Origin of the sequence: Escherichia sp. WS1451, from assembly GCF_046487365.1 — a bacterium.
In the GTDB taxonomy this organism is placed as follows: Bacteria; Pseudomonadota; Gammaproteobacteria; order Enterobacterales; family Enterobacteriaceae; genus Escherichia; species Escherichia coli.
The window spans coordinates 25,960-52,414 of the sequence record NZ_JBJQJP010000023.1 but is presented as its reverse complement, the minus strand read 5'-3'; the positions used below and the strand labels follow the sequence as shown (position 1 = coordinate 52,414).

26 protein-coding genes are annotated in these 26,455 nt (G+C 52.1%); 16 read left to right on the top strand and 10 right to left on the bottom strand.

The genetic code is table 11. The features are described 5' to 3' along the window. Positions 1-39: 39 nt before the first annotated feature. From tatC to rmuC, 7 genes are all read right to left on the bottom strand, one after another. Positions 40-816, bottom strand: coding sequence for a Sec-independent protein translocase subunit TatC (gene tatC, locus ACJHX7_RS21890; protein WP_001521780.1), 777 nt, complete (start codon positions 814-816; stop codon positions 40-42). A gap of 2 nt (positions 817-818) precedes the next feature. Further along, on the bottom strand, positions 819-1,334 hold the full coding sequence (tatB, locus tag ACJHX7_RS21885) for a Sec-independent protein translocase protein TatB (RefSeq protein ID WP_000459594.1): 516 nt from the start codon (positions 1,332-1,334) through the stop codon (positions 819-821). 3 nt (positions 1,335-1,337) lie between these two features. Then, on the bottom strand, positions 1,338-1,607 hold the full coding sequence (gene tatA, locus ACJHX7_RS21880; RefSeq protein WP_001295260.1) for a Sec-independent protein translocase subunit TatA: 270 nt from the start codon (positions 1,605-1,607) through the stop codon (positions 1,338-1,340). A 78-nt stretch (positions 1,608-1,685) separates the two neighbouring features. Next, positions 1,686-3,326, bottom strand: a complete 1,641-nt coding sequence (gene ubiB, locus ACJHX7_RS21875; RefSeq protein ID WP_000187543.1) for a ubiquinone biosynthesis regulatory protein kinase UbiB — start codon at positions 3,324-3,326, stop codon at positions 1,686-1,688. Beyond that, on the bottom strand, positions 3,323-3,928 hold the full coding sequence (ubiJ, locus tag ACJHX7_RS21870; protein ID WP_001309097.1) for a ubiquinone biosynthesis protein UbiJ: 606 nt from the start codon (positions 3,926-3,928) through the stop codon (positions 3,323-3,325). Before ubiJ ends, ubiB begins: the two co-directional genes overlap by 4 nt. Positions 3,929-3,941: 13 nt before the next feature. Continuing rightward, positions 3,942-4,697: a bifunctional demethylmenaquinone methyltransferase/2-methoxy-6-polyprenyl-1,4-benzoquinol methylase UbiE gene (gene ubiE, locus ACJHX7_RS21865; RefSeq protein WP_000227958.1), complete on the bottom strand. Its 756-nt coding sequence runs from the start codon at positions 4,695-4,697 to the stop codon at positions 3,942-3,944. Positions 4,698-4,791: 94 nt separating this feature from the next. Next, positions 4,792-6,219 carry a DNA recombination protein RmuC gene (gene rmuC, locus ACJHX7_RS21860; RefSeq protein WP_000347714.1) on the bottom strand — a complete coding sequence of 476 codons (1,428 nt, stop codon included), beginning with the start codon at positions 6,217-6,219 and terminating at the stop codon, positions 4,792-4,794. 216 nt (positions 6,220-6,435) lie between these two features. Here rmuC and ACJHX7_RS21855 point away from each other — a divergent pair, with 216 nt between their 5' ends. From ACJHX7_RS21855 to ACJHX7_RS21830, 6 genes are read left to right on the top strand one after another with little or no spacing between them, the layout of a single operon-like run. After that, positions 6,436-7,203 (top strand): IclR family transcriptional regulator, encoded by a 768-nt coding sequence (locus ACJHX7_RS21855; RefSeq protein ID WP_000852398.1) that lies wholly within the window; start codon positions 6,436-6,438, stop codon positions 7,201-7,203. A gap of 23 nt (positions 7,204-7,226) precedes the next feature. Continuing rightward, on the top strand, positions 7,227-8,231 hold the full coding sequence (locus ACJHX7_RS21850) for a 2-dehydro-3-deoxygalactonokinase (RefSeq protein ID WP_001117529.1): 1,005 nt from the start codon (positions 7,227-7,229) through the stop codon (positions 8,229-8,231). Next, positions 8,221-8,850: a 2-dehydro-3-deoxy-6-phosphogalactonate aldolase gene (locus tag ACJHX7_RS21845; protein ID WP_001116112.1), complete on the top strand. Its 630-nt coding sequence runs from the start codon at positions 8,221-8,223 to the stop codon at positions 8,848-8,850. Before ACJHX7_RS21850 ends, ACJHX7_RS21845 begins: the two co-directional genes overlap by 11 nt. 24 nt (positions 8,851-8,874) lie before the next feature. Next, entirely contained in the window at positions 8,875-9,849 is a 975-nt protein-coding gene (locus ACJHX7_RS21840) for a Bug family tripartite tricarboxylate transporter substrate binding protein (RefSeq protein ID WP_000589803.1), read from the top strand. A gap of 16 nt (positions 9,850-9,865) precedes the next feature. Next, complete coding sequence (locus ACJHX7_RS21835; RefSeq protein ID WP_001093395.1) at positions 9,866-10,372, top strand: tripartite tricarboxylate transporter TctB family protein; 507 nt, start codon at positions 9,866-9,868, stop codon at positions 10,370-10,372. A 12-nt stretch (positions 10,373-10,384) separates the two neighbouring features. Then, positions 10,385-11,875: a tripartite tricarboxylate transporter permease gene (locus ACJHX7_RS21830; RefSeq protein WP_000463026.1), complete on the top strand. Its 1,491-nt coding sequence runs from the start codon at positions 10,385-10,387 to the stop codon at positions 11,873-11,875. Positions 11,876-11,908: 33 nt separating this feature from the next. On the opposite strand, the gene udp is transcribed toward ACJHX7_RS21830, so the two are convergent. Next, positions 11,909-12,673, bottom strand: coding sequence for a uridine phosphorylase (udp, locus tag ACJHX7_RS21825; RefSeq protein ID WP_000045178.1), 765 nt, complete (start codon positions 12,671-12,673; stop codon positions 11,909-11,911). Positions 12,674-12,934: 261 nt separating this feature from the next. On the opposite strand from udp, the gene ACJHX7_RS21820 reads away from it, so the two are divergent. The 9 genes from ACJHX7_RS21820 (at position 12,935) to ACJHX7_RS21780 (ending at position 22,188) form a co-directional block, all read left to right on the top strand. After that, positions 12,935-13,744, top strand: a complete 810-nt coding sequence (locus ACJHX7_RS21820) for a dienelactone hydrolase family protein (RefSeq protein WP_001298606.1) — start codon at positions 12,935-12,937, stop codon at positions 13,742-13,744. A 256-nt stretch (positions 13,745-14,000) separates the two neighbouring features. Further along, complete coding sequence (locus ACJHX7_RS21815; RefSeq protein ID WP_000194414.1) at positions 14,001-14,669, top strand: cysteine hydrolase family protein; 669 nt, start codon at positions 14,001-14,003, stop codon at positions 14,667-14,669. A 5-nt stretch (positions 14,670-14,674) separates the two neighbouring features. Beyond that, positions 14,675-15,535, top strand: a complete 861-nt coding sequence (locus ACJHX7_RS21810; RefSeq protein WP_001330509.1) for a DUF2877 domain-containing protein — start codon at positions 14,675-14,677, stop codon at positions 15,533-15,535. 94 nt (positions 15,536-15,629) lie between these two features. Then, the gene (gene fdrA / locus ACJHX7_RS21805) at positions 15,630-17,189 is read left to right on the top strand and encodes an acyl-CoA synthetase FdrA (RefSeq protein WP_094030187.1); all 1,560 of its coding nucleotides are present in this window, start codon (positions 15,630-15,632) and stop codon (positions 17,187-17,189) included. Next, a complete protein-coding gene (locus tag ACJHX7_RS21800) occupies positions 17,186-18,610 on the top strand; it encodes a DUF1116 domain-containing protein (protein ID WP_001093943.1) in 1,425 nt (474 codons plus the stop codon). The genes fdrA and ACJHX7_RS21800 overlap by 4 nt, the downstream gene beginning before the upstream one ends. Then, complete coding sequence (arcC, locus tag ACJHX7_RS21795) at positions 18,603-19,559, top strand: carbamate kinase (protein ID WP_000240546.1); 957 nt, start codon at positions 18,603-18,605, stop codon at positions 19,557-19,559. The genes ACJHX7_RS21800 and arcC overlap by 8 nt, the downstream gene beginning before the upstream one ends. Positions 19,560-19,575: 16 nt before the next feature. Then, complete coding sequence (locus tag ACJHX7_RS21790) at positions 19,576-19,965, top strand: glutamyl-tRNA amidotransferase (protein ID WP_000214035.1); 390 nt, start codon at positions 19,576-19,578, stop codon at positions 19,963-19,965. A gap of 25 nt (positions 19,966-19,990) precedes the next feature. Then, positions 19,991-21,214 carry a cytosine permease gene (locus ACJHX7_RS21785; RefSeq protein WP_094030188.1) on the top strand — a complete coding sequence of 408 codons (1,224 nt, stop codon included), beginning with the start codon at positions 19,991-19,993 and terminating at the stop codon, positions 21,212-21,214. 77 nt (positions 21,215-21,291) lie between these two features. Further along, complete coding sequence (locus tag ACJHX7_RS21780) at positions 21,292-22,188, top strand: LysR substrate-binding domain-containing protein (protein ID WP_000470717.1); 897 nt, start codon at positions 21,292-21,294, stop codon at positions 22,186-22,188. Between the two features lie 93 nt (positions 22,189-22,281). Here the strand turns inward: ACJHX7_RS21780 and metE are convergent, their stop codons facing one another. Beyond that, positions 22,282-24,543 (bottom strand): 5-methyltetrahydropteroyltriglutamate--homocysteine S-methyltransferase, encoded by a 2,262-nt coding sequence (gene metE / locus ACJHX7_RS21775; RefSeq protein ID WP_000153917.1) that lies wholly within the window; start codon positions 24,541-24,543, stop codon positions 22,282-22,284. 117 nt (positions 24,544-24,660) lie between these two features. On the opposite strand from metE, the gene metR reads away from it, so the two are divergent. Next, positions 24,661-25,614: an HTH-type transcriptional regulator MetR gene (gene metR / locus ACJHX7_RS21770; protein WP_000573618.1), complete on the top strand. Its 954-nt coding sequence runs from the start codon at positions 24,661-24,663 to the stop codon at positions 25,612-25,614. Here metR and bioP read toward each other — a convergent pair. Beyond that, complete coding sequence (bioP, locus tag ACJHX7_RS21765) at positions 25,502-26,401, bottom strand: biotin transporter (protein ID WP_001196238.1); 900 nt, start codon at positions 26,399-26,401, stop codon at positions 25,502-25,504. The genes metR and bioP overlap by 113 nt on opposite strands. Positions 26,402-26,455 lie beyond the last annotated feature (54 nt).

Here is a 26,455-nt window from a genome sequence, read left to right as displayed (position 1 = left end):
TGAACTCCATATGACAACCGCCCTGACGGGCGGTTGAATTTATTCTTCAGTTTTTTCGCTTTCTGCTTCAGCGTTATTTTCCTCTTCCCGATTTCGCCCTTTACCAACGTAAAAGCGTGAGAAGAAGACACCGATTTCAAACAGGCAGTACATCGGGATCGCCAGCAGCGTTTGCGAGAAGACATCCGGCGGCGTCAGCAGCATCCCGACAACAAATGCGCCAACCAGCACATACGGACGTTTTTTGCGTAAGTCTTCTGGCGAGGTAATTCCCATCCAGCACAGCAGCACAATTGCCACAGGCACTTCAAAGGAGACACCAAACGCCATAAACAGCGCCATAACGAAGCTTAAATAGCTGGCGATGTCGGTGGATACCTGTACCCCTTCCGGCGCGGTATTGGCAAGGAAGCCAAATGCCAGCGGAAAGACCACAAAGTAGGCGAACGCCATGCCGATATAAAACAACAGAGAGCTGGAAACCAGCAGCGGCACCACCAGGCGACGTTCATGCTTATACAGCGCTGGGGCGATAAACGCCCACACCTGATAGAGAATCACCGGCGCTGACAGAATCAGCGACACCATAAAGGTCAGCTTGATCGGCGTAAAGAACGGCGAGGCCACGTCGGTGGCGATCATCGTTGAACCTTGCGGCAACTGCTTGATCAATGGCGCGGATACCAGGTGATAGATGTCATTGGCGAAATAGACCAGACACAGGAATATCACGATCACCGCGATAATGCAGTTCAGCAGACGCTTACGCAGCTCAATCAGATGCGTGATAAGCGGTTGAGTATCTTCTACAGACATGTTTACGGTTTATCACTCGACGAAGGGGAAGGTGCAGCGGTTTTCGGTTCAGCGTCCGCAGCAGGTTTTACCACCGGCTCTGGCGTGGTTTCTGGCTTCTGTTCCGGCGAACTGGCCTGCGTTTGTGCAGCGGCAGGCGTTACGCCTTCATGCGCAGCTTCATTGTCTTTCACCACCGGGTTATGGATGGTGTGCGCTTCATCGCTCGCCTTTTCAGGATCGTTTGCAACGTAGGAACGCTTCATCGACTCCGCGGCCTGGCGTAGTTCATCCATCGACGCTTTCAGTTCGGGCGTCAGGTTAGTGAGGCTCGCCTTTTCAACCTTTTTCAGGCTGTCCTGAAACTCCTGGAGTTTTAACTCCTGGGTCAGTTCGTTCTGCACCGTTGTCGCCAGTGAACGCAACGCGCGAATCCAGCCCGCTACCGTTTTTACCGCCACAGGCAGTCGTTGCGGCCCCAGAACGACGAGGCCGATGATGAACACCAATAGCAGTTCGCTAAAACCGATATCAAACACGGATTACACCTGCTCTTTATCGTGGCGCTTCGCGTCTTCTGTTTTAGCCTGTTCCTGATTCGTATCCGCCTGCTTATCGGCGATAGTTTTCGCAGTAAAATCAGCATCCTGACTGGTTTTATCCTGCTTTGGTTCATCATCGCTCATTGCTTTTTTAAAGCCTTTGATCGACGCACCAAGATCGGAACCGATGGAGCCGAGCTTTTTGGTGCCAAAAAGCAGTACAACGATGACGGCAATAATCAATAACTGCCAAATACTGATACCACCCATACATGTTCCTCTGTGGTAGATGATGATTAAACAAGGCCGCATTATACGTTACACGGCCCGCCTTGAGCGATGAAAAAATCAGCGTGTTTTGCGCCAACCGACAAACCAGGCGATCAGACCACCTGCCATTAACCAGCCGGGCATCAGCCCCCATTCAGGTCGGCTGACCAACAAGAATGTGCCACTTAATACTAACGTAGCGCCAATTCCGAGAAAATAACGCGATTGTCCCTGACGTACATGATTTGACTGAAGCTCGCGGGCAATCTTATCAACACTGTGCTGTAAATACTTGCCCTGGCGCAAACTGTCGTAAACCAGTTCAGGCAGTTCTGGCATTTTTTCGACCCAGAACGGCGCTTTTTCTTTAAATGCTCTCACCAGCGCAGGAATACCGACCTGATCTTTAATCCACGACTCCAGGAAAGGCTTCGCCGTTTTCCATAAATCGAGCTGCGGATAAAGCTGGCGTCCTACCCCTTCGACGTAGAGCAGGGTTTTCTGGAGTAACACCAGTTGCGGCTGCACTTCCATATTGAAGCGACGCGCCGTATTAAACAGATTTAACAGTACATGTCCAAACGAAATTTCGGCCAGCGGTTTCTCAAAGATAGGTTCACAGACCGTACGAATGGCAAATTCGAACTCTTCAACGTTGGTATCTGGTGGCACCCAACCAGAATCGACGTGTAGCTCTGCCACTTTGCGATAGTCGCGATTAAAGAAGGCGATAAAGTTTTCTGCCAGATAGCGTTTATCTTCTTTGTTTAGCGAGCCAACAATCCCGCAATCAATGCCGATATATTTCGGGTTTTCCGGGTGTTCATAGCTTACGAAGATGTTGCCAGGGTGCATATCGGCATGGAAAAAGCTGTCGCGAAAGACCTGAGTGAAGAACACCTGCACGCCGCGTTCCGCCAGCAATTTCATGTTAGTGCCGTTTTTCTCCAGCGCCGCAACATCAGACACCGGAATGCCGTAAATGCGCTCCATCACCATCATCCCTTCACTACAATAGTCAGGGTAAACTTCCGGGATGTAGAGCATCGGGCTGTCTTCAAAATTGCGCCGAAGCTGAATGGCGTTGGCAGATTCCCGCAGCAAATTCAGTTCATCAATCAAGGTCTTTTCGTACTCGCGCACCACTTCGGTTGGGCGCAGACGGCGACCATCCGGCAGCAAACGCGGCACCCAGCGAGCCAGCCGGTAGATAAGTTTCAGATCCGCTTTAATAACCGGCAAAATATCCGGGCGGATGACTTTAATCACCACCTCTTTACCATTCGATTTCAATCGCGCGGTATGAACCTGGGCGATAGAAGCAGAAGCCAGCGGCTTGATTTCAAAATCGTCAAACCACGCTTCTACCGGCAAGCCGCCCATTGCAGCTTCAATCTGCTGCTTCGCCAGCTTGCCATCAAACGGAGCGACTTTGTCCTGCAATAACGCCAGCTGATCGGCAATATGCGGCGGAAAAAGATCGCGGCGGGTTGATAACATCTGCCCGAACTTGATCCATACCGGTCCCAGTTCTTGCAGGGCCAGTCGTAGTCGCTCACCTAAAGGTTTGTCTTTATGCCGATTTGGCATCCAGAATAATGAGTATCGCCATAGCCGTAGCGGCAGGGTGATACGCATTTTGGGGATCAGTTCATCAAGTCCGTAGCTTAAAAAAGTGCGAATGATGAAATATAGGCGCCGTACTTCACCTGGCGTCATTTAGCCTCCAGTTTTTCCAGCCGTTTGGTCAGGGCATCAACAGCACGCTCGACGGCAGCCGTCTCTTCCGCAAACCAGGCCACTTCAAGCGGACCGGGTGCCATACGCCACTCTTCAGTAATGGCTTCTGCCACATAACGTTGCTGGCGCTTAATGCCGTGATGCAGGAACTTTGCGCCTCCGCGCATGGCTTTGCTGATACCTTCAGCGGCGATATCACCGGTATAAGGGGCCAGCAGTTCCGCAGGGTCGAACTCTGCCAGATCTGCCAGCGCAACGAAGTTTTGCACCACCTGAATATCGCCCTGTACTTCCAGCTCACCGCTACGAATCAGGGCGGCAAGCTGCTGGCGATCGCGAAGTTTCGGCAACACACTGGCGTAAGCGATAACGGTGCAGTCAGCATCGCCTGCCCATTCGCCCAGTACATCAACCTGGCGTTCGCTGAACACCAGAATCAATGACGTCGAAAAGCCTTTTACCTCCACGCGCAGCACTTTGCCCAACAGACGCGAGCGGGCCGTTTTCAGCGCGGGTGAGCGATACAGGAAGGTGTTGAGCAGACTTTCAATTCCTGCCGTCACTAAAGGTTTAAAAGGCATTTCCGGTCTCCTGTCAGAACTTATAACCACGATGCAACGCCACAACCCCTGCCGTCAGATTGTAGTAGTCGACACTTTCGAATCCGGCATCCTGCATCATGGCTTTCAGGGTATCCTGATCGGGATGCATACGGATGGATTCTGCCAGATAACGGTAGCTGTCGGCGTCGTTCGCGACCAGTGAGCCAATACGCGGCAGCACATGGAAGGAGTATGCATCATAGGCTTTGCTCAGCGGCTCGATAATTGGCTTCGAGAACTCAAGCACCAGCAGGCGGCCGCCGGGTTTCAGCACGCGATACATTGAACGCAGTGCTTTATCTTTGTCGGTGACGTTACGCAGACCAAACGAAATGGTGATGCAATCAAAGGTGTTATCCGGGAACGGCAGCGCCTCAGCGTTCGCTTGAACATACTCAACGTTGCCAATCACACCGATATTACGCAGCTTCTCGCGGCCCATTTTGAGCATGGATTCATTGATATCAGCAAGGACCACTTTGCCAGTTTCTCCGACCAGGCGAGAGAATTTCGCTGTCAGGTCGCCGGTGCCACCAGCCAGATCCAGCACGGTCTGCCCACGGCGTACGCCGCTGCAATCAATCGTGAATCGCTTCCACAAACGATGAATACCGAATGACATCAAATCATTCATGACATCGTATTTTGATGCCACGGAATGGAAAACGTGAGCGACCATATCCGCTTTTTGTTCCTTCGCGACGGTCTGAAAACCAAAGTGCGTCGTTTCTTGTGACTTATCCACCATCTCAATGCCTGCTCATCAAAAAATTGTTCCAGAAGTGTAACAGATTGGGCGTCGATGCCCTAGATTTCTACCCGGCTTAACTACCCCCAATGGGCTAGCGCGACTGCTGATTATATTCATCATCGCGTTGATAAGCTTCATCATTCGGCTGCTCCGGAACCGACCGCAGTCGATACTCTTCATCCTGGCTCACCGCTTGTTCAGCCAAATCCGGATTAATCTCGCGTTTAATTTCTACCCCTAAACCGCGAAACGCTTCTGCCTGCGCCAGCACATTTCCGCGACCTGAAGAGAGTTTTTTCATTGCCTGGCGATAGTTATCCTGCGCTTTGTCGAGACTTTGACCAATCGCGGACATGTCATCGATGAACAAACGCATCTTGTCGTACAGCTTGCTGGCACGATCGGCGATTTGCTGGGCGTTGCGGCTTTGATGCTCATAACGCCACAGGTTGGCGATAGTGCGCAGCGCCACCAGCAGCGTAGTCGGGCTAACCAGCATGATATTGTTTTTCAACGCTTCGGTGATCAGCTCCGGCTGACGGTCAAGCGCCAGTAAAAAAGCGGGTTCAACGGGAATAAACATCAGCACGTAATCCAGAGTTCGCAGCCCCGGCAGCTGTTGATAATCTTTGCGTCCCAGCAAACGGATATGGTTACGTACCGACGCGATATGTTCCTGTAGCGCGCTTTCGCGGGTGTAGTCATCTTCGGCGTTGAAATAGCGTTCATAGGCGACCAGCGTCATTTTGGCGTCGATCACCACATCTTTTCCCTGCGGCAACCGCACGATGACATCCGGCTGCATCCGCGAGCGGGCGTCATTTTCGATGCTGACCTGGGTTTCATATTCATACCCTTCACGCAGACCGGAAGCCTCCAGCACCCGCGTCAATACTACCTCGCCCCAGTTGCCCTGGGTTTTATTGTCGCCTTTCAGCGCACGCGTCAGGTTGATCGCTTCCTGGGCCATCTGGGCGTTGAGTTGCTGGAGGTTGCGGATTTCGTGAGTCAGGGTATGACGTTCTTGGGCTTCTTTACCAAAGCTGTCCTGGACCTGACGGCGGAAACCGTCCAGTTGTTCACGTAGCGGCGACAACAGGCTGTTCAGGCTCTGACGGTTTTGCTCATCAACCCGGCGATTGCTGTGCTCAAAAATACGGTTGGCGAGGTTTTCAAACTGCTCACTGAGGCGCTGCTCGCTGTTAATCATCTGGCGAATTTTATCGTCAGCATGTTGCTGTGCAGCTTCCATCCGCGTGGTTACTTCACGCAGATCGGCCTCCAGAGAGGTGTTAATACTTTGCAGGCTGCGCACTTCGTTATTGAGTAACTCGCACTCAGCGCGCCAGTGCTCGCTTTGAGTAATTTGTTGTTTTGCCGCGCTTAACTCCGCGACCATCTCTTCACGTTCAGCTAATTGCTCGGCTTTTTGCTGCGCATGTTGATAACTGGCAAACAGCCAGCCAATTGCCACACCCACCAATGCAATAACTGCGTAAACCATGATTGAGAAATCCACAACGCCTCCTGACGCAACAACTTACCCGCACAAAATAGAATTGTGCTGTACAAACGTCCAGTTTGAAAGAAGTTTCCTGCGAGGCGCTACGCAAAACGATCGTTAATTTTCATTATTTTATCCCACAATATGAGATGGAGTTTATATTGTGGGATATATCACCTTTTCCCCACGTCATTATGTGGAACACTTCAGCAATATCATCAGGAGAAACGTATGGCAGAAACCTCTTCAACCACCGCAGGCGCACAAACGTTATTACGTGGACTGGCGGTTCTTAATGCTGTTTATAACGGCTGCCATGACCTAAAAAGTATCGGCGAGTTCACCGGCACGACCCGGAGCACAACCCATCGTTTAGTCACCGTTCTGGTGGAACAACGCTACCTGCGCCATGTCCCAACGCAGGGCTACCAACTGGGTGCCAAACTGATCGAATTCGGTGCCAGAGCACTGGAAAGCACCTCGCTGTACGAAATTGCCCAGCCCGTTTTGCAACGCCTTGCCCGTTACACCCTGGACACCGTGCATCTGGGGATCGTTGAAGGCGACGAAGTGCTGTATCTGGAGAAGATCAACAGTCAGCGCGGGCTGGAAATGCGCTCACGCCCAGGCCATCGCATGCCACTGGCAATCACCGGCATCGGCAAGGCATTGATCCTCAACCGAACAGAAGAAGAGTGGCGCACGCTGTTTAAGACCTGTGGTGATGAAACAAAACTGGGCGCATTTATTCAGAACATGCGTCGTTATGCCGCCAGTGGTTTTGCTTTTGATCTGGAAGAGAACGAGCCGACTATCCGTTGCGTTGCAGCGCCGGTTTACAACGCCCGGGATGAAATTGTGGCGGCTATTTCTGTCGCCAGTACCACCACGTATATGTCGCTGGCGCGTCTGGAAGAACTGGCACCTTACGTCAAATCCTGTGCAGAAGAGATATCCGCTGAACTGGGCTGGGGTAAGCACGTCCGCAAAGATAAATAAACCATGATTAAAGGAAACGACTAATGCCGGGAGCACCCTCATTTATTGCCCTGGACTGGGGAACGTCATCGCTTCGGGCATGGCGTTTTGGCGAATCACCAAATCCACAAGAAAAACGTGAATTCCCCTGGGGGATCATGAAATTACCCTCCCAGGCAGCAACACGTGAGGACGCTTTCCACGATACGTTTTTACGTGTCTGCGGCGACTGGCTGGCACAAACCCCATGCCCGGTACTGGCTTGCGGCATGCTCGGCAGTGCGCAAGGGTGGCAACCAGCAGCTTATTTACCTTGCCCGGTCACTCTCGAGGGTCTGGCGAAGCAGTTGACGCCTGTTATCCACCAGCAGCAGACAATGCTGCACATCATTCCTGGCGTGATTAAAGAAGGTGAAATGCCCGAAGTGATGCGTGGCGAAGAGACACAAATCTTCGGTGCTATCTCGATGGAACCGGCCCTGCAAAACGCGATCCATCAGGGTATGCCAGTGCTGATAGGCTTACCCGGCACACATGCGAAATGGGCAGTAGTTGAAAACAACACCATTACCGATTTCCGAACCTTTATGACGGGCGAGTTATTTGATGTTTTATCCCGCCATTCGATTCTCGGTGCCACCATGCATCCTGGAGATGAACCGCACTGGGATGCCTTCACCCACGGGCTGACAGCAGCACAAGAGCATCATCAGACCGGATTATTATCGACGCTGTTTTCGACCCGTTCGCGCCTGCTGACCAGTAATCTTACGTCGTCCTCGCAGGGGGATTACCTTTCCGGATTACTGATAGGCCATGAATTATGTGGTCTGGCATCCAGTTTGCTACGTGATTTACCCGCCACAACACCGATCGCCTTAATCGGTAGCGCAAATCTGAACAGCCGCTATTCACAAGCATTCAGCCACGTTTTTCCCGACAGACAGATACACGCCATTCCTAATGCCACTGAACAGGGATTATGGCGAATCGCCCACGCTGCCGGGTTACTGTCCACCAACGCCAGGGAATGTACCCATGCCATTTAAGACGCTTTTGCAAAAAACCGGGTTAGTCGCCATTTTACGCGGCGTGAAACCGGATGAGATTGTCGCCATCGGTGAAAAACTGTACGCCGCCGGATTCCGCCTGATTGAGATTCCTATGAACTCGCCGGAGGCGTTGCAAAGTATCAGTTTACTGCGCGACGCCCTGCCTAAGGACTGCCTGGTCGGAGCCGGAACTGTGCTTTCGGTAGAGCAGGTGGTTGCGGTTAAAGAGGCTGGGGGCCAGATTATCGTGATGCCGCATTGCGATACTGCGGTGATCCGTCGCGCCCGTGCGCTGGGTATGTATTGTGCGCCTGGCGTCGCCACGCCCACCGAAGCCTTTGCTGCCATTGAACATGGTGCTAATGCCATCAAGCTGTTCCCGGCTGAACAAATTACGCCAGAAGTTACCAAAGCCTGGCGTGCGGTTATTCCACAATCCGTTCCGATGTTACCGGTTGGCGGTATCACACCGGAAACCATGGCGCGTTATCTGAGCCACGGCGCAAACGGCTTTGGCCTCGGTTCTGCGCTATATCACCCCGGCATGACGCCAGAGCAAGTCTATGAAAATGCAGTACTGTTTATGAACGCATGGAACAATTTAAATAGCAACTAACTGATAAATAAGGATATAAAAGCAATGATAAAACATCTTACCTTACCGAAAAAAATGGCTGCAATGGTACTTCTTGCAGGCGCTGCCCTCAGCATTGCGCCTGTACAGGCAGCCTCCTACCCAACCAAACAGATCGAGTTAGTCGTTCCCTACGCTGCCGGAGGCGGTACGGATCTGGTTGCCCGTGCCTTTGCTGATGCCGCCAAAAACCATTTACCCGTCAGCATCGGGGTTATCAATAAACCTGGCGGAGGCGGTGCTATCGGCCTGAGTGAAATCGCCGCTGCCCGCCCTGGCGGTTACAAAATTGGTTTAGGCACGGTTGAACTGACCACCCTTCCCAGCCTCGGAATGGTGCGTTTTAAAACCAGCGACTTTAAACCCATTGCCCGTCTAAACGCGGATCCGGCTGCTATCACCGTCCGTTCTGATGCGCCGTGGAATAGCTATGAAGAATTTATGACTTACGCCAAAGCGAATCCCGGAAAAGTACGCATTGGTAACTCAGGCACCGGAGCTATCTGGCATCTGGCGGCAGCTGCACTGGAAGACAAAACGGGTGCGAAGTTTTCTCATGTCCCGTATGACGGCGCAGCCCCTGCCATTACAGGCCTGTTAGGCGGGCATATTGAAGCGGTTTCCGTAAGCCCAGGTGAAGTTATCAATCATGTGAAAGGCGGCAAGCTGAAGACACTGGTAGTGATGGCGGATGAGCGAATGAAAACCATGCCTGACGTCCCGACGTTAAAAGAGAAAGGCGTTGATCTCTCCATCGGCACCTGGCGCGGCCTGATTGTGTCGCAAAAAACGCCGCAGGATGTGGTGGATGTTCTGGCAAAGGCAGCAAAAGAGACGGCTGAAGAGCCTGCATTCCAGGATGCACTGCAAAAGTTGAATCTCAACTATGCATGGCTTGACGCTGCCAGCTTCCAGACCCAAATCAGCGAACAGGAAAAGTACTTTGACGAGTTGCTGACTCGCCTGGGCCTGAAAAAATAAACCTGAGGTACGGTTGATGAACACAAAACAGTCTGTTGCTCAACTCGCCGTACCGCACCGCAAGCGCCTTTCATCAACGATGGTGGTGGCGCTGTTACTTTGTGTGGTTGCTGGCGCGGTGATGATTAATGCCGCTGATTTTCCAGCAACTGCCATTGAAACGGATCCCGGTGCAAGTGCCTTCCCTACCTTCTATGCCTGTGCCCTGATTGTGCTCGCTGTCTTGCTGGTGATACGCGATCTTTTGCAGGCAAAACCAGCCTCTTGCGCCAACGCACAGGAAAAACCGGCATTCAGGAAAACGGCAACAGGAATTGCGGCAACCGCGTTTTATATTGTGACGATGAGCTACTGCGGTTATCTCATTACTACTCCTGTTTTCCTCATCGTCATTATGACGTTGATGGGCTACAGGCGATGGGTACTCACACCGGGTATTGCGCTGCTGTTAACGGCAATCCTCTGGTTGCTGTTTGTCGAAGCGTTACAGGTGCCATTGCCTGTCGGCACATTTTTCGAATAACAGGGGCCAGCAATGTTTGAAAGTGAACTTTTAACTCAGGGTTTTTCGACATTACTCAATAATCCTCAGGCGCTGCTGTTTGCCACTTTTGGGGTGATGCTGGGTATTGTGATTGGCGCTTTGCCTGGTCTGACAGCGACCATGGGTGTGGCGATTTTGCTGCCTTTCACCTACGGCATGGAGCCTGTTTCTGGCTTGTTGATGATTTGCGGCGTCTTTTTTGGTGGCGTCTACGGTGGTTCTATCACCGCAATTTTGCTCAAAATTCCCGGAACGCCTGCCGCCGCAGCCACCGCTATTGATGGTTATGAGCTGACGAAACAGGGAAAAGCAGGGCTGGCATTGAGTGCCGCCACGTTCTCTTCCTTTAGTGGCGGAACGCTCAGCATTATCGTGCTGATGTTTCTCTCTCCGGTACTTGCCAGTTGGGCGCTGAAATTTAGTGCCTCGGAGTCCTTCGCCCTGGCAACCTTCGGACTGAGCATTATTGCCAGTATTTCCGGTGAGTCACTGATTAAAGGGCTGATTGCCGGGGTTGGCGGATTGCTGATCGCAACGATAGGCCTTGATCCAATGGGCGGTTTTCCACGGTTTACAGGTGGATTTGTGGAGCTGATGAATGTGCCATTTATCCCGGTGATGATTGGTTTATTTGCTGCTTCAGAAGCATTCCGCTCTATGGAGCAAAACCAGCAAATTCGTCAGGGGGCGAAGGTGGCTATCGGCAGTCTGTTACTGCCCTGGCAAACACTACGCCGCATTGCATTAACCATTTTGCGCTCATCAGGATTAGGGGTTTTTATCGGCATGATCCCCGGTGCGGGGGCGGATATTGCAGCTTTTGTTGCCTATAACGAAACTCGTCGTTTCAGTAAGACACCAGAAAACTTTGGTAAGGGTGAAATTAAAGCTGTGGCCTCCTGTGAGGCAGGCGCGAATGGCTGCACCGGTGGCGCATTGTTACCTATGCTGACGCTGGGGATCCCTGGCGATGCGGTAACCGCCATCATGCTGGGCGCGTTAACGTTACAGGGAATGCAACCAGGCCCGCTGATGTTTACCGACCACGGCGATATGGTTTATACACTGTTTGTCGGCATGATCTTCTGTTACTTCATGCTACTAGTTCTTGGACTGCTCTCTTTGAAAGTCATCGGTAATGTGGTGAAAATTCCCGGCAATATTCTCACACCGATGATCCTCGCACTTTGTGTGGTCGGGACTTATGCGTTGAACAATAGCCTTTTTGATGTTGGCATTATGCTGATTGCAGGCGTGGTGGGCTATTTCATGCAGAAAGGAGGATATCCGGCATCACCCGTAGTGCTGGCATTGATTATGGGGCCAATGGCGGAAAGTAATTTTCGCCGTGCGCTGTCGCTTTCTGGTGGGTCACTCGACTTTCTGTATACCCGACCGATCACTCTGGCATTGCTGACTCTGGCAGCCTTTACGCTACTGACGCCAATAATCCGCAAAATAATGCGTTTACGGCGTCAATAACTGATATCGCTCCCCGACGTTGGGGAGCGTTTTTTATTTCAGCAGACGACGCGCCGCTTCCACCACGATTTTCACCGCATGGCTTTCGGTTTGTTTCATCGTCTCAGCATTCGGGATCTCTTGCTGGGTGCGGTTAACGATAACCCCCGCTACCATACCGGCACGCAGGCCCTGACTTGCACACATGGTCAGCAGGGTTGCAGATTCCATTTCATAGTTCATTACGCCCATCGCCTGCCACTCTTCCATAGAACCTTTAAAGTGACGAACTACGCGACCAGAGTAAGTATCGTAACGTTCCTGACCCGGGTAGAAGGTATCAGAAGAAGCCGTCACACCAACGTGAGTGGTGGCACCAATTGACTTCGCCGCTTCAACCAGCGCAGTCGTACATTCGAAATCAGCGACAGCCGGGAATTCCAGCGGTGCGAAGTGCAGGCTCGCGCCGTCCAGACGAACAGACGCCGTGGTAACCAGGACATCACCCACATTAATATGCGGCTGAATAGCGCCCGTTGTACCGATACGCAGGAAGGTGCGAATGCCCAGCTGTGCCAGCTCTTCAACAGCAATAGAGGTAGACGGGCCGCCGATACCGGTAGAGCAGACGATAACAGGTTTACCATCCAGCTCTGCACGCCAGGTGGTGAATTCGCGATGAGATGCCAGCTTAACCGGCTTATCCATCAGCGCGGCGATCTTTTCCACACGATCCGGGTCGCCAGGGACGATGGCAAGCGTAGCCCCTTGTAAATCGTTTTTAGTGAGGCCGAGATGAAAAACATCAGACTTGGACATATACAACTCCTCTGTGAATCGGTTTAGTCAGAAGAAGCAAAAAGACACTTTACCGAAGGGTTTAACATTTTTTCGTGATACTCATCACCATGACGAAAATGCGTTGCATAAATTTACCCGCCAAAAGTGATGCAAATCACATAAATCACTCTTCATTCTGCAGGACTGCATAAAAGATGAGCCGATTCAGGCAATGTGATTTGTTGCATGCTGACTATAGTTAACATTGCGCAACATTTTTATAAGGGTACGGAGAATACCATGGCAACAACACAACAATCTGGATTTGCACCTGCTGCATCGCCTCTCGCTTCGACCATCGTTCAGACTCCGGACGACGCGATTGTGGCGGGCTTCACCTCTATCCCTTCACAAGGGGATAACATGCCTGCTTACCATGCCAGACCAAAGCAAAGCGATGGCCCACTGCCAGTGGTCATTGTAGTGCAGGAAATTTTTGGCGTGCATGAACATATCCGCGATATTTGTCGCCGTCTGGCGCTGGAGGGGTATCTGGCTATCGCACCTGAACTTTACTTCCGCGAAGGCGATCCGAATGATTTTGCCGATATCCCTACGCTGCTTAGCGGTCTGGTAGCAAAAGTGCCTGACTCGCAGGTGCTGGCCGATCTCGATCATGTCGCCAGTTGGGCGTCACGCAACGGCGGCGATGTTCATCGCTTAATGATCACCGGATTCTGCTGGGGTGGACGTATCACCTGGCTGTATGCCGCGCATAATCCACAGCTAAAAGCCGCAGTGGCGTGGTACGGCAAACTGACGGGCGATAAGTCGCTGAATTCACCGAAACAACCTGTTGATATCGCAACCGATCTTAACGCGCCGGTTCTCGGCTTATATGGCGGCCAGGATAACAGCATTCCGCAAGAGAGTGTGGAAACGATGCGCCAGGCGCTGCGGGCAGCAAACGCGAAAGCAGAGATTATCGTGTACCCGGATGCAGGGCATGCGTTCAACGCCGATTATCGTCCGAGCTATCATGCCGAGTCTGCGAAAGACGGCTGGCAGCGAATGTTGGAATGGTTTACACAGTATGGTGTTAAAAAGTAACGCCATAGTCGCTAAATCTGATGATTAAGCTCACACAATTTCAACGATTTTTTTAATCTCAAAACCATACAGCATCAAAAAATTTGTTGCTGTATGCCACTCTTTGACTCCCTTCACATTCGTCATCACACCACCTGCTGAATGCAAAAATTTCGTTGCTGTGCGGCAAACTTTTTTCCTGTTTTGTGCCGCTTTTCTCCTGAATACTCGTTCTCAGAACAACTGGATCGTTTAAACATCAGACAGGAGATTTACCATGACGCAATCCATTTTTCAGGCTCAACCCTTTGAATTACCTTTTGATCCGCGCACAACTGCACTGGTCATGATCGACATGCAGCGTGACTTTGTCGAAGCAGGGGGCTTCGGTGAGGCACTGGGCAATGATGTTTCACTGGTACGCACGGCTATCGCACCATGTACAGAGGTGCTGGCAGCCGCACGTCAAAAAGGAATTATGGTTATTCATACTCGTGAAGGCCATCGTGCAGACTTAAGCGACTGCCCGCCAGCCAAACTGACGCGCGGCGGAAAAACCTTTATTGGTGAACCAGGACCGATGGGACGCATTCTGGTCAGAGGTGAAGCAGGTCATGACATCATTCCTGAACTGTACCCGGTGGCAGGCGAACCGGTGATTGATAAGCCTGGCAAAGGCGCGTTTTATCAAACCGACTTACATCTGATTTTGCAAAACCACGGTATCAAGACGCTGATAGTTTGTGGTGTTACAACCGAAGTTTGCGTAACCACCACCGTGCGCGAAGCAAATGATCGTGGCTATGAATGCATTATCCCGGAAGATTGTGTCGGCTCCTATTTCCCGGAATTCCAGAAATACGCCCTCGAGATGATCAAAGCACAAGGTGCCATTTTCGGTTGGGTTACTGATTCCAAAGCCATTATTGCAGGTCTGGAAGGCTAACGCCGATGGTACAGGTTACGCTTTGCGCATCGTCGTTGGGATATATTTTCCCGCAGAATGAAACGCAAGATTTACGTCTGCATAGCGCTTTTAAACATGCGGTAAATCTGTATTCAGACGCGGGAACATTCATCACTCTGTTGTGTGCGCAAACGTATCTGAATCTCCCTGATGCTGCCAGAGTCTGGCTACCTGAATGTTGGGACTGGCGAAGAGAGATTGCCCATTCAGATCCCATTCAGTTAACCCCAGGCTTACTGCGGACACCTCGATTTTGTGTGGCGCTCGATAACGCAACGCTCTGGCAGTCGCCATTTGTGGGGGGAATGCTGACACTTGAGGCATTCCCTTTGGTTTTCCAGCACTACCCAACGATGGCATCGCAACGGCTTTTATTTTGTCTGGAACATAACGTTCAAAGCACATTGCACCTGCCGGATAGTCTCACGCACCAGGGATTAGCGATTATGGAGCATCCAGATGCGCTGGAACGCCAGGTGCCACAACTGATCGGCTTTGGTAAAGGCTTAACGCCCGATGGAGATGACTATTTGTTGGGCTATCTGGCAGCGCTCTGGTTATGGCAACTCCCTGCACCACTTGCCGATCATCAATACCGGTTGCAGCAGGCAATTGATCAACATGCGCACAACACCACGGATATCAGTCGTCATTATCTGGAGCGTGCGCTTCAGGGACATTTTTCAGAACCGATTTGCCAGTTACTCGCACAACTGGTTGGGAGCGCATCGGCAATGACAATCGCATCCTGTGCAGAACAGGTCATGCAATTTGGCGCAACGTCAGGAGTAGATTGCCTTGCAGGAATGCTGCATGGCTTTCGAACCCTGAACACCATGAATTGATTTCAACCTTTTCTCCCGTAGCCCGTTTATGGGGCTACACGGGGATACTTTGCCCGAATTTTGCTATCGGGCGGAATGAAACAGGCGTAACAGCATGAAAGTTAAATATAAAGTTTTCAGTAATCTTTATCAGGACTCAGTTTCTCTGATGCAGATTTCCGCGCAAATCAGCAAGTTGCCCGGTATTCAACAGGCCTCGGTCGTCATGGGAACACCCAATAATCTCGAGCAATTGCGCGATGCGGGTCTGGGTAACGAAATCAACGCCAGTCCCAATGATTTAGTGATTGCAGTCATGGGTGAAGAAGATATTTGCAATGAAGCACTGGTACTGGCCCAGCAACGTCTGACCAGCAAACCTGATGATGAAACGGATAGTGGCATTAAAACACCGGAAAAGGTCAGCCTGGAAATGGCACTGGAAGCCGAGCCCGAAGCCAACCTGGCACTCATTTCTGTACCGGGAGACTACGCCGCCGCCGAAGCAATTAAAGCGTTAAACCTCGGAATGAACGTGATGATGTTCAGCGATAACGTCAGTATCGTGCAGGAAAAATCCATCAAAACGCTTGCCCGAGAACGTCAGCGCATCGTAATGGGACCTGACTGTGGAACCGCCATTGTTAACGGCATTCCGTTAGGCTTCGCTAATGTGGTGAAACGCGGAGCAATTGGTGTTATTGGCGCGTCAGGCACCGGGCTACAGGAAGTGACTTGCCGAATCGACCAGCTCGGAGCGGGTATTTCTCAGGCGTTGGGAACAGGCGGACATGATCTCAGTGAAGAGATTGGTGGAATATCGATGCTCTTCGCTTTAGATGCGCTGGCGCAAGACGATGAAACTCGCGTGATTGTGCTTATTTCAAAACCGCCTTCACCGATCGTTGCCCGGACTATTCTGGAGCGTGCCGAGGCTTGTGGAAAACCCGTGGTGGTGAATTTCCTCGGTGCGAATCCGCATGATCTGGCACGTCCCAATATCACTGCCGCCACCACACTTGCCAGCGCCGCAAATATCGCCGTGGCGTTACTGAATGATCAACCAATTCCGACTATCGAGACCGAAATTTCCTGCGACGATCTCACAATGTTACAAAACGCCTGCCAGCGCCTGCCAGCCCATCGCCAGGCGATACGCGGTGTTTTCGCCGGAGGAACCTTCTGCTACGAAGCGCAACTTATCTGCCAACAAAAGGGATTCAGCGCAGCCTCCAATACGCCAGTTGCGGGTAATCGTGCTCTGGCAAATATCTGGCAAAGCGAAGATCACACGTTGATCGATATGGGCGACGATGATTTCACCCGTGGCAAACCGCATCCAATGATCGACCCGACTCTGCGCAATCAACGTCTGCTCAACGAACTCAACGACTCACACACTGCCGTCGTGTTATTCGACCTGGTACTTGGTTATGGCGCTTCCACGACGCCTGCCAGCGAATTACTGGACCAACTTTCACACATCGACATGAATAACGCACCGTTGCTGATTGCGCACGTTTGCGGAACGGAAGCTGATCCGCAAATACGCAGTCAGCAGATAAGCGCACTACAAAATGCAGGGGTCATCATCGCCAGCAGCAATGCACAGGCGGCGTTATGGGCCAGCACCGTTGCACAGACTCAGTTGCAGAAAAAGGGGCTAAACGCATGAATACCTTATTTAATCAGCCTTTGAAGGTCGTGAACGCGGGACTACACAGTTTTGCTGACAATATTCAACATGCCGGGGGAAGCGCAATTGCACTCAACTGGCAGCCACCAGCACAAGGCGATATTGACGCTGGATTGGATCTGGCATCGTTGCTACGTCATCCCCTGGTAGAAAATGCCAACCAAATCGCCATGACACGTTATCTCGAAGCACAGCCCGTGCTGGTGGATGTCATGCTCGCTAAAGAGGCCATTCCAGCAATGGCTGAACAAAAACGTATTTTGCACTCTGGCCCGCCGATTGCCTGGGAAGAGATGTGTGGTCCGGTAAAAGGGGCGATTATTGGTGCCATGCTGTACGAAGGTTGGGCCACCAGCCAGCAAGACGCTGAAAACCAAATAAACGCAGGCGAAATCGACCTTGCCCCTTGTCATCATTATCACGCGGTTGGCCCAATGGCAGGCATCATCAGCCCGTCGATGCCGTTATGGGTGGTAGAAAACAAAACCAACGGCCATCGTACTTTTAGCAATTTCAATGAAGGTCTGGGTAAGGTTCTCCGTTTTGGCGCCAATAACGATGAAGTTCTCAATCGTCTGGCCTGGATGCGCGATGAACTGGCGCCGGCAATGAAAGCAGCAATCGCACAACACGGCGAGCTGGAACTCAAGCCATTAATGGCGCAGGCGCTGCATATGGGGGATGAAGTTCATAACCGCAATGCTGCCGCTACCGGTTTGCTGATTAAGCGCCTGCTCCCGGCATTGCTGGCCTGCTCTCTTCCACAGGAACATATCCAGCGCGTCGTGGCATTTATCACCGGTAACGATCACTTCTTCCTCAATCTGTCGATGGCCGCCTGTAAAGCAATGATGGATGCCGCCGCCAATGTACCGTTCAGTTCAATGGTTACGGTGATGGCGCGTAACGGGGTGAATTTTGGTATTCGGATTTCCGGTACTGGCGATCGCTGGTTCCAGGCTCCTGCCAATGCCGTTGAAGGTCTGTTCTTCCCCGGATTTGGCGTTGACGACGCTGCTGCTGACCTGGGTGATAGCGCAATTACTGAAACCGCAGGTGTGGGTGGCTTCGCGATGGCGTCGTCTCCGGCGATCGTCAAATTTGTGGGCGGCACCCCTGCCGATGCCACCAATAACAGCCGTCGGATGCAAGCCATCACCCTCGGCGGTAACCCCGCATTTACACTTCCAGCCCTCAATTTTGCCCCCACCGCAGCAGGGATTGATGCGCGTAAAGTGACCGATCGCGGCATTTTACCGGTCATCAATACGGGTATCGCCCACAAACAAGCGGGGGTCGGGCAAATTGGTGCCGGGATCACCACTGCGCCGATGGCCTGTTTTGTCGCCGCTGTACGTGCACTGGCGGAGATCGTCGCAAAGGAGAACCATCATGGTTAAGCCACTGGCTGTCGTCGCGGTTGGCGGCAATGCGCTCATTCAGGACGAGCAACGCAATAGTATTCCCGATCAATATGTTGCAGTGATGGAAAGCGTGCAGCATATCGTTGATATGGTTGAAGCCGGATGGGACCTGGTACTAACCCACGGTAATGGCCCGCAGGTGGGCTTTATTCTGCGCCGCTCTGAACTCGCCAGTAACGAAGTTTCTCCGGTTCCACTTGATTACGCCGTGGGTGATACACAAGGTGCAATTGGCTACATGTTCCAGAAAGCACTGCATAACGAATTGGCTCGCCGTGGCATAAACAAACCGGTAATTGCCCTGGTGACACAAACGCGAGTCAGCCCACATGACGATGCTTTCGCCAGCCCCAGTAAACCAATTGGCGCGTTTCTCGATGAAGCAACGGCCCAACAACGCCAACAACAACTCGGCTGGACGCTGATGGAGGACGCCGGGCGTGGTTGGCGGCGTACAGTTCCCTCTCCTGCACCACTGGAAATTATTGAGCACGACACCATCGCTCACCTGGTGCGCCAGGGATATCTGGTTATTGCCTGCGGCGGCGGCGGTATTCCGGTGGTGCGAGACGGGCAACAACTGAAAGGTGTAGAAGCCGTGATCGATAAAGATCTGGCCTCCGCGCTGCTCGCCAGTCAGTTAGGCGCAGATCTGCTGGTGATCCCCACCGGTGTAGAAAAAGTGGCGATTAACTTTGGTACACCACAACAACAGTGGCTCGACGCTATCAGCGTTGCCGAAGCGCAAACGCTGTTGCGGGAAGGTCAGTTTGGTGTCGGCAGTATGCAACCCAAAGTGGAAGCCATTGTTGATTTCATCAATGCCAGCCAGCAACAAGGCAAACAGGCCAGCGGCCTGATTACTTCACCGCAAACCATAAAAGCAGCCCTGGCGCATCAGAGCGGTACATGGATAACCCTTTAATTCTCTGGAGAACACAATGACTACAACGCTTTTAGCCGTTAACGGAACGCTGATGCGCGGCCTGGAACTCAACCCAAATATGCAAAAAGCGGGCGGTATTTTTGTCCGTGAAGACCGAACTGACGCCCATTACCGGTTGTGGAGTATTAATGATCGCCATCCGGGAATGATTCGCGTGAATGAAGGAGGAACACACGTCGACGTAGAAATTTGGCAATTACCGCTGGCCAGTTTTGCCGCTCTGTTAATGAGCGAACCCGCTGGGCTGGCAATTGGCAAAATCAAACTTGCCGATGGTAGCGAAGTGCTGGGCGTACTGGCAGAAAACTGGCTGACCGAAGGCCAACGGGAAATTACAGAACTGGGTAGCTGGCGCAAATACACCGGGCATTTTCATACTGTGTAACGCGCATTTATAAAGGGAACATACTATGCGTAAAAAAGAAGAGAATCTGAATACGGCATCAGGATTGCGTATTGCCATGATTTTGCTGGGTATTGCCGTCACACCTGTGCTGTTGTCATCCTCAAGCCTCGGCAATCAACTTTCCAGCAGCAGTTTAATTAGCGTCGTATTGTTAGGCGGCGTCATTCTGACCTTACTTTCAGCCATCACCATTAGCGTGGGAGAAAAAGCCCGCCTGCCAACGTATGGCATTGTGAAATATTCGTTTGGCGAAAAAGGGGCCATCGCCATTAACATTTTGATGGCGATAAGTCTGTTCGGCTGGATTGCCGTTACCGCCAATATGTTTGGTCATTCGGTACATGACTTACTGGCTCAACATGGACTGGAAGTTCCACTGGCACTGTTAGTGGCGGCTGGCTGTGTCATTTTTGTCGCCTCTACGGCATTTGGCTTTACCGTTCTGGGAAAAATTGCCCAGGTTGCCGTGCCGGTTATCGCGCTGGTGCTGTGTTACATCCTCTATGTGGCAACCCATACCGAAGTGGCAGTACCAGCGGCGATTGTGGAGATGAATACAGGTGTCGCCGTTTCCACCGTTGTTGGCACCATTATTGTGCTGGTTGCCACACTGCCTGATTTCGGTAGTTTTGTGCATAACCGCAAACATGCGCTGATTGCCGCAGGCGTGACGTTTCTGGTTGCCTACCCTCTGCTCTACTGGGCGGGTGCAACGCCGAGCGCCATTAGTGGTCAGGGATCTTTACTGGGTGCGATGGCGGTATTCGGTGCGGTTCTGCCTGCGGCGCTGTTGTTGATTTTCGCCTGCGTCACCGGTAACGCGGGCAATATGTTCCAGGGCACGCTGGTGGTTTCCACACTGCTTACCCGCTTTCCCAAATGGCAGATTACCGTGGCGCTGGGTATCCTTTCCGCCATCGTAGGCAGTATGGATATTATGGCGTGGTTTATTCCGTTTCTGCTGTTCCTGGGTATCGCCACGCCACCCGTTGCCGGAATTTATATCGCTGACTTTTTCCTTTATCGCCGTAATGGCTATCAAGAGTCAGTGTTAGCCCAGGAGTCACAGATTAAAGTGCTGACATTCGCAGCATGGATCATAGGCGCAGCGGTTGGCTTTATGACCGTAAAAGGCTTATTCACCCTGACGACGATCCCTTCGGTAGACTCGATTCTGGTGGCATGTATCGCGTATGCGATTCTCAGTCAGGCAAGTCAACACCGCTAATTCCTGGGTATACTCAGGCAATGATTACGGCTGAATCTGGAGAGATTCAGCCACTTTACCACTGACCAGGGAGCCTTATGTTCATCTCAGACGAAACGCTTCGTGTTATTCATCTGGTCGCCAGACACCAGAGCATTACCACCGCAGCCGAGCAGTTAAATAAAGTCCCTTCCGCTATCAGTTACACCATCAAGAAAGCGGAAGAGAGCCTGGGCGTTGAACTGTTCATTCGTAAGGGACGCTATATTGAATTATCGCCAGCGGGAAGTTACTTCATCGAACATAGCAAAACTATTCTTGGCGACCTGGAAGCATTAAAGCGCAACACAGTGCTGATTCACGATGGTATTGAGCGTGAACTGACAATTGCGGTAAACAATATTATTCCTGGTGATTTGCTGGTGGCATTTATTCGAGATTTTGAACGGCAATTCACATCAACAACACTGACGGTAGATCTTGAGGTATACAACGGCTGCTGGGATGCGCTGTACAGTAAGCGTGCCGATCTGGTCTACGGTGCTCCTCATGCAGTGCCAAGCAGTGAAGGCATCATTAGCGAACCGGTCGGACAAATGGAATGGGATTTTGTCGTCAGCCCACTCCACCCACTGGCAGCGAAGCGGCATCCATTAGAAAACAGTGAATTGCGTCATTATCCAGCGGTTTGTATCCGCGATACCTCCGTTAACTTCCCCCCGATGCAAGCCTGGTTGTTGGAAGGACAAAAACCCATTTTTGTTCCTGACTTCGCTACGGCAATCGCCTTAATAGAACAAAACGTCGGTATTGGTTATATTCCACATCATCTGGCATTGCCGTTATTGAACAGCGGTAAATTGCTTAAAAAGCCAATGCGCGAACATAAACACGCCACCAAGTTATTTCTTGCCGCTCGTTCCGATGGTATGGGCAAAGCCTGTCAGTGGTGCATAGAATATTTAAGAAATCCGCAATTAATTTTCTGTTCCTGAAGATCCACATCATACCTGGCATACATAGCAAAATGGCTTCCAGTACTGGAAGCCATTATCGTACTGCAATTTACAGTGACTCGTTAATATTCGTCATCCCCGACGCAAATTCTGCGCCGCCTGCACCATGTTCGCCAGTGCCGCGCGGGTTTCTGGCCAGCCGCGCGTTTTCAGGCCACAGTCCGGGTTGACCCACAGACGCTCTGCCGGAATGCGTTTTGCCGCTTTCTTCAGCAAGGCTTCAATCCATTCCACGCTCGGTACGTTTGGCGAGTGAATGTCATAGACGCCAGGACCGATTTCATTTGGATAATCAAACTCTTCGAACGACTCCAGCAACTCCATGTCGGAACGCGAGGTTTCGATGGTGATGACGTCTGCGTCCAGCGCCGCAATCGAATCCATGATGTCGTTGAACTCGCAATAACACATGTGGGTGTGGATTTGCGTGTCATCTTTCGCTACAGCGGCATTGATACGGAAGGCCTCTACGCCCCACTGGAGATAGGCATCCCAGTCGCTGCGACGCAGCGGTAAACCTTCGCGCAGCGCCGGTTCATCAATCTGGATGATGCCAATTCCAGCGGCTTCCAGGTCCGCCACTTCATCACGCAGCGCCAGCGCAATTTGTTTGGCGATGGTTTCACGGCTGACATCTTCACGCGGGAACGACCAGCAGAGAATAGTCACCGGGCCGGTCAACATCCCTTTCACCGGTTTATCAGTCAGGGATTGCGCATATTTTGCCCACTCCACGGTAATCGGTGCCGGGCGGCTAACGTCACCAATAACAATCGGTGGCTTCACGCAGCGGGAACCGTAGCTCTGTACCCAACCGTTTTGCGTAAAGACAAAGCCATCCAGATGCTCGCCAAAGTATTCCACCATGTCATTACGCTCGGCCTCGCCATGTACCAGCACATCCAGTCCCAAACGTTCCTGCTCAACAATGGCCTGCTTGATATGTTCCGCAATGCCCGTGCGGTAGTTATTGGCGTCGAGATTACCTTTTTTAAAATCCAGACGCAGGGTACGAATCTCCGTGGTTTGCGGGAAGGAACCAATCGTGGTGGTCGGCCACGCGGGCAGTTTAAAACGCGCACGCTGGGCTTCAGCACGCACTTCATAGACATTCGCACGCTGACTGTCCTGAGCGGTGATCGCCGCCAGACGCTTTTCTACTGCCGGATTATGTACACGAGTAGAGTGACGACGCGCCTGAATCGGAGCGCTCCACTCTGCCAGAGCTGCCGTATCACCACTGTTCAACGCATCGCGCAGCAATGCCAGTTCATGACATTTTTGCAGGGCGAAGGCAAACCAGCTTTTCACTTCTGCATCAAGACGCGTTTCCACGCTCAGGTCGATAGGGCTGTGCAGCAATGAGCAGGAAGATGCCACCCACAAATCACGTTTGCCGACAATGTCCTTAATTTGCGCATATTTCTCGGTAAGATCGGCGCGCCAGACGTTACGACCATTGATAAGACCCGCAGACAGCAGCCAGTCAGAAGGCAGACGCTTGTGCAGTTCAGCAACGTCATCTTTACCATGTACAAGGTCCACATGCAGCCCCTGAACAGGCAGCGCAGTAATCGTGTCGAGATTTGGCGTTACGCCTTCAAAATAGGTGGTCAGCAGCAGTTTCACCTGTCCCTGGAGCGCGTCGTAAGCGGGTTTGTATGCGTCCAGCCACGCCTGCGGCAGTTCCAGTACCAGCGCGGGTTCATCAATCTGTACCCACTCGATGCCGCGTTTCGCCAGTTCTGCCAGCACTTGCTGATAAACCGGCAGAATGTCGTTCAGCAGGCTCAGGCGATCAAACTGTTCACCTTTCACTTTACCCAGCCACAGGTAGGTAACTGGCCCCAGCAGCACAGGTTTCACCTTGTGGCCCAGCGCCAGCGCCTCGTCCACTTCCTCCAGCAGCTGCGTCCAGGTCAGTTTGAACTGTTGGCCTTTAACGAACTCCGGCACCATGTAGTGATAGTTGGTGTTAAACCATTTGGTCATTTCCGCCGCCGCCGCAGGTTCGCCAGTCGGCGCACGTCCACGACCAATACGGAACAGGGTGTCGATATCTACCGAACCATCTTTGTTCTGGTGACGCGCCGGAACGTTACCCAGCAGCAGGCTGGTGGTCAGGACATGATCGTACCAAGCAAAATCACCCACCGGCAGCAGGTCGATACCTGCTTGCTTTTGTTGATCCCAGTGACGAGCACGCAGTTCACGCCCTACCGCCAGCAGTTCTTCACGCGTGGAGTTCCCCGCCCAATAACTCTCTTGCGCTTTTTTCAGCTCGCGACGCAGGCCAACGCGAGGGAAACCGAGGGTGTGATTAAGAATTGTCATTATATGCCCCTTATGGAATTTTTAGTATTTAGCCGTCCAGATGTTTACACATCCATAATTGGCGGTTACTGTATATTCCTCAAGCGCAAATTATTCATGCCGAAGTGAAGGACTTTCATGATCGAAGTAAAACACCTGAAAACGCTACAAGCGTTGCGGAACTGCGGCTCACTCGCAGCCGCTGCGGCGACGTTGCATCAAACGCAATCCGCCCTGTCTCACCAGTTTAGCGATCTGGAACAACGCCTTGGCTTCCGGCTATTTGTGCGTAAAAGCCAGCCGCTTCGCTTTACACCGCAGGGAGAAATCCTGTTGCAACTGGCAAATCAGGTGCTGCCGCAAATTAGCCAGGCACTGCAAGCCTGCAATGAACCGCAGCAGACGCGCCTGCGCATTGCCATTGAGTGCCATAGCTGTATTCAGTGGCTGACGCCCGCATTAGAAAATTTCCATAAGAACTGGCCGCAGGTGGAGATGGATTTTAAATCGGGCGTAACGTTTGATCCGCAGCCTGCGTTGCAACAGGGCGAGCTGGATCTGGTGATGACGTCCGATATTCTGCCGCGCAGTGGCCTGCATTATTCGCCGATGTTCGACTATGAAGTGCGTCTGGTGTTAGCACCTGACCATCCACTGGCGGCGAAAACGCGAATTACACCGGAAGATCTCGCCAGCGAGACGCTGTTGATTTATCCGGTGCAGCGTAGTCGACTGGATGTCTGGCGGCATTTTCTTCAGCCGGCAGGCGTCAGCCCGTCACTGAAAAGCGTCGATAACACCTTATTGTTGATTCAGATGGTTGCCGCACGGATGGGTATTGCCGCACTACCGCATTGGGTGGTGGAGAGTTTTGAACGCCAGGGTCTGGTGGTGACCAAAACCCTGGGCGAAGGCTTGTGGAGCCGACTGTACGCCGCCGTGCGCGATGGCGAGCAGCGTCAGCCGATTACAGAAGCATTTATTCGCTCAGCGCGCAATCACGCCTGCGATCATCTGCCGTTTGTGAAGAGCGCGGAGCGACCCACTTACGATGCACCCACAGTGAGGCCAGGATCACCAGCGCGCCTGTAATAAACGTTGGCCAGTGCGGCTGTTGGTGCCAGATAGCCAGGTTTACCAGCAGCCCTGCCGGAACGTGCATATTATTCATAATGCCCAGCGTTCCGGCGTCCACCTGCGTCGCGCCGTAGTTCCACATAAAGTAGCCAATCCCGGAAGCCACCACGCCAAGAAACACCAGAATGCCCCATTGCAACGTGGTTTGCGGCATTTTCTGCGCATTTCCCAGCAAGAACCATGCAATCACTGCCACCAGGAACGCGCCAAGATAGAACCACGCAAAGGCGTTATGCTGCGGCATCGGGCGAGTTTCCATCAGACGTTTGTAACCCACCATGCCGATGGCAAAAGTGATATTGGAGAGTTGCACCAGCAATAAGCCAGTCCAGAAATGGTCGGTGACCTGATCATAGCGAATAATCCCGGCACCAATCACCGCCAGCAAGGCGCTAAAAGCATAGCCCCAGCGCAGACGGCGCTTACTCATGATGTCATAAATCAGCGTGATGTAGAGCGGCGTCAGTACGGTGAACAGCAACAGTTCGGAGACCGTCAGGTAGAGATAGGCGCGGAAACTCAGCATATACATCACACCGAGCTGCATCGCGCCCACCAGCATATACAGGCCGACCGTTTTCAGGCTATTGCCACGGGTACGCAGAAACGGCAGAAAAACGAGTGCCGCCAGGCCAACGCGCACCAGCACCGCAAAATAGCTATCGACGTGCCCCGCAAGGTACTCGCCATAAAAGCTAAAGGAGAAGGCCCACAGAATCGTGGTGATGATAAGTAGCGCCACAATGGAAAACTCTTTGATTAACGAGTATCCATTGTAGCGAAGTATCAGGTTGAC